4 protein-coding genes are annotated in these 2651 nt (G+C 62.2%); 1 reads left to right on the top strand and 3 read right to left on the bottom strand.

What is annotated here, in order from left to right:
- Positions 1 to 846 (top strand): 3-deoxy-7-phosphoheptulonate synthase (locus EN932_RS33530; RefSeq protein WP_164890767.1); only part of this gene is annotated, 846 nt, incomplete at its 5' end.
- A 69-nt stretch (positions 847 to 915) separates the two neighbouring features.
- Here the strand turns inward: EN932_RS33530 and EN932_RS33525 are convergent.
- From EN932_RS33525 to EN932_RS33515, 3 genes are all read right to left on the bottom strand, one after another.
- The gene (locus EN932_RS33525; protein WP_013531904.1) at positions 916 to 1683 is read right to left on the bottom strand and encodes an RES family NAD+ phosphorylase; all 768 of its coding nucleotides are present in this window, start codon (positions 1681 to 1683) and stop codon (positions 916 to 918) included.
- Positions 1643 to 2017, bottom strand: a complete 375-nt coding sequence (locus EN932_RS33520; protein WP_013531903.1) for an MbcA/ParS/Xre antitoxin family protein — start codon at positions 2015 to 2017, stop codon at positions 1643 to 1645. The genes EN932_RS33525 and EN932_RS33520 overlap by 41 nt, the downstream gene beginning before the upstream one ends.
- A gap of 90 nt (positions 2018 to 2107) precedes the next feature.
- The coding region (locus EN932_RS33515; RefSeq protein ID WP_164890766.1) for a GGDEF domain-containing protein at positions 2108 to 2651 on the bottom strand (544 nt) is incomplete at its 5' end.

Genomic DNA, 2651 nt, shown 5'->3' with positions numbered 1-2651 from the left:
AGCCTGGAGAATGTGCACCGCTGGATGCTCGGCTTCGTGTCCGACAGCCCGCAGGGCGAGAAATACGAGTCGCTCGCCAACCGCATCACCGAGACGATGGACTTCATGAAGGCCGTCGGCATCACTTCGGAAACCAACTACGCGCTGCGCGAGACCGATTTCTATACCAGCCATGAGGCGCTGCTGCTCGGCTACGAGGAGGCGCTGACGCGTGTCGATTCGACCTCCGGCGACTGGTACGCTACCTCGGGCCATATGATCTGGATCGGCGACCGCACCCGCCAGCCCGACCATGCGCATGTCGAATATTGCCGCGGCATCAAGAACCCGCTCGGCCTGAAATGCGGTCCGTCGCTGACGCCGGACGGCTTGCTGGAGCTGATCGACTTGCTCAACCCCGAAAATGAACCCGGCCGGCTGACGCTGATTGCACGTTTCGGCTCCGACAAGGTCGCCGACCATCTGCCGAAGCTGGTTCGCGCGGTGCAGAAGGAAGGCCGCTCGGTGGTGTGGTCGTCGGACCCGATGCACGGCAACACGATCGAGGCCGCCGGCTACAAGACGCGGCCGTTCGACCGCATCCTGAAGGAGGTTCAGACCTTCTTCGAAGTGCACCGCGCCGAAGGCACGCATCCGGGCGGCATCCATGTCGAGATGACCGGTAAGAACGTCACCGAATGCACCGGTGGCGCGCGCGCCATCACCGCCGAGGAGTTGCAGGACCGCTACCACACCCATTGCGACCCGCGCCTCAACGCCGACCAGGCGATCGAACTGGCGTTCCTGGTGTCAGACCTGCTCAAGAAGAGCCACCCGGTGCAGCACAAGCAGGTTGCGAACGGTTAGGCTCGATTTCGGCCTGAACGGCTGACGGAAAAAGCGCTGGAGAAATCCGGCGCTTTTCTTTTAGTTGGTTCAGTGCCCGCGTTCCCAGCGCAGGCCGGCGAGTCTGGGGTCAGCAAACGCCGTCCTTGAAAACTCGATGCGCTTTTCCGGAAACTCGCAGATCGCCTGCACGCCGAACGCACCAAGCCGGATGCGCCAGGTCCGCGGCTCCAGCGGCTTTGCCTTGGCAAAGCCGCGGCAGGTCAGCAGCGCAATGTTGGCGCCCTTGGGATCGCGCGCCGAGCGGTAGCGGATCGCCTCCAGCCCGGCCTCGCGGGCAGTATCGGCAATGGCCTGGCAAGCGGCATAGTCGGTCGGATGCGTCCATGCCGTTGCGTCACGATCGAGCGGCGGCCGGGTGAGATCGATCACCTTGGCGCATTTGATCGCGGCCGCAAAGGCCGTGTATTCGGCGGCGTCGCTTGGCCAGGGTGTTTTGGGCGACTCGGCAAAGAACAGCAGCCGGTAGAAGGCCATTTCGGCCACCGCGGTCATCATGGTCTCGGCCGCATAGTAGACGCCCTTGGTCCTGCCGGCACGGCGGAAGCGCGAACCGTGCGGATAGACCGAGCCGTAGCGGAAGGGCGTCGCCAGGAGATAGTGGAGATGGCGGCATTCAATTGGGATCTGCGGCTTGGTTTCCTCGATCAGGTCTTCCAGCATCGCCTGTTCGTCGAGCGTGTCGACGATTTTCAGCGTCGAGACATGGTGCTGCGCTTCGACCATGCGCCAGTACTTGCTGTCGATGCCGACGGTCTCAGACGAGAGCGCGTCGGGAGTCCAGATAGGCAATGACATCGACGAGCCCGGTGATGGTGAGGATCTTTTCAAGCGGAGCAGCGTCGAACGCCGTGTTGGCGTTCTTCAGCCATGCCCGGGCGACGACCGCGTCGCCGCCGACAATGGCGTCGAGCGAGCGGAACAGCCTGACGAACAACACGGCAAGCTCGAATGGCTTGGTGCCGCGCTCGAGCACGAATTCGTTCCTGCGCATGCGCGAAACCGTGGCCTCCGAAACTCCGATCACCGAGGCCAGCATTCTGGCGGTGATGTCCAGCAGATCGGCCGCGCGCACCGTTGCCTTGGTCAGGACTGCATTCTCGGCTGTCTTGGCAGCGGTTTGAGATTGCATTGCGACGCCTTCCTATTTCTGTAGAAAATATAGGCCACAAAAATTCATATGGAAAGGGGCGGGACGCAAAACAATCTGCAAACGGGAGTCTCAATCCTTCTTGTAGAGCAGCCAGCTCTTGCCTGCTCGGCCAGCCATCGTCGAGTGCCTGGTGACGCGGTTGCGGCCGCTGACCTTCGAGCGATAGAGCGCCCGGTCGGCCTTGGTGTAGAGATCTTCGGGTCCTTCGGCTTCGGACGCCATGCAGATACCCATCGAGACGGTGACGGTGCCGTAATTCGTGCCCGTCTGGCTGCTGGTGAACGGCGTCTGCTCGATCAGGGCACGAATACGCTCTGCAACGTCATAGGTGGCGTCCTCGCTGGCGCCCTCGACGATCAGCGCGAACTCCTCGCCGCCGGTGCGAGCAACGAACATGTCGCCGCGAATGCTGGTCTGGAAGATATCGGCGATGCTCTGGATGATCTTGTCGCCGACCGGGTGGCCGAAGCGGTCGTTGATGTCCTTAAAGCGGTCGATGTCGGCAAGGACCAGGGCGTTGAACAGGATACCCCTGTTGCTGTTGTAGATCCTGGTGATTTCCTTGTCGAAGGCGCGGCGATTCCAGATGTGGGTCAGGGGATCGGTGTCGGCC

The organism is Mesorhizobium sp. M7A.F.Ca.US.002.01.1.1 (assembly GCF_004022955.1).
Lineage (GTDB): Bacteria > Pseudomonadota > Alphaproteobacteria > Rhizobiales > Rhizobiaceae > Mesorhizobium > Mesorhizobium ciceri.
The sequence above is the reverse complement of the archived record's forward strand: the minus strand, read 5'-3'. Positions and strand labels throughout refer to the sequence as shown.

What these genes read in the sequence shown, in the direction of transcription:
- EN932_RS33525 (WP_013531904.1), bottom strand. Translation starts at nt 1,683, where the DNA reads ATGTCATTGCCTATCTGGACTCCCGACGCGCTCTCGTCTGAGACCGTC.
- EN932_RS33520 (WP_013531903.1), bottom strand. Translation starts at nt 2,017, where the DNA reads ATGCAATCTCAAACCGCTGCCAAGACAGCCGAGAATGCAGTCCTGACC.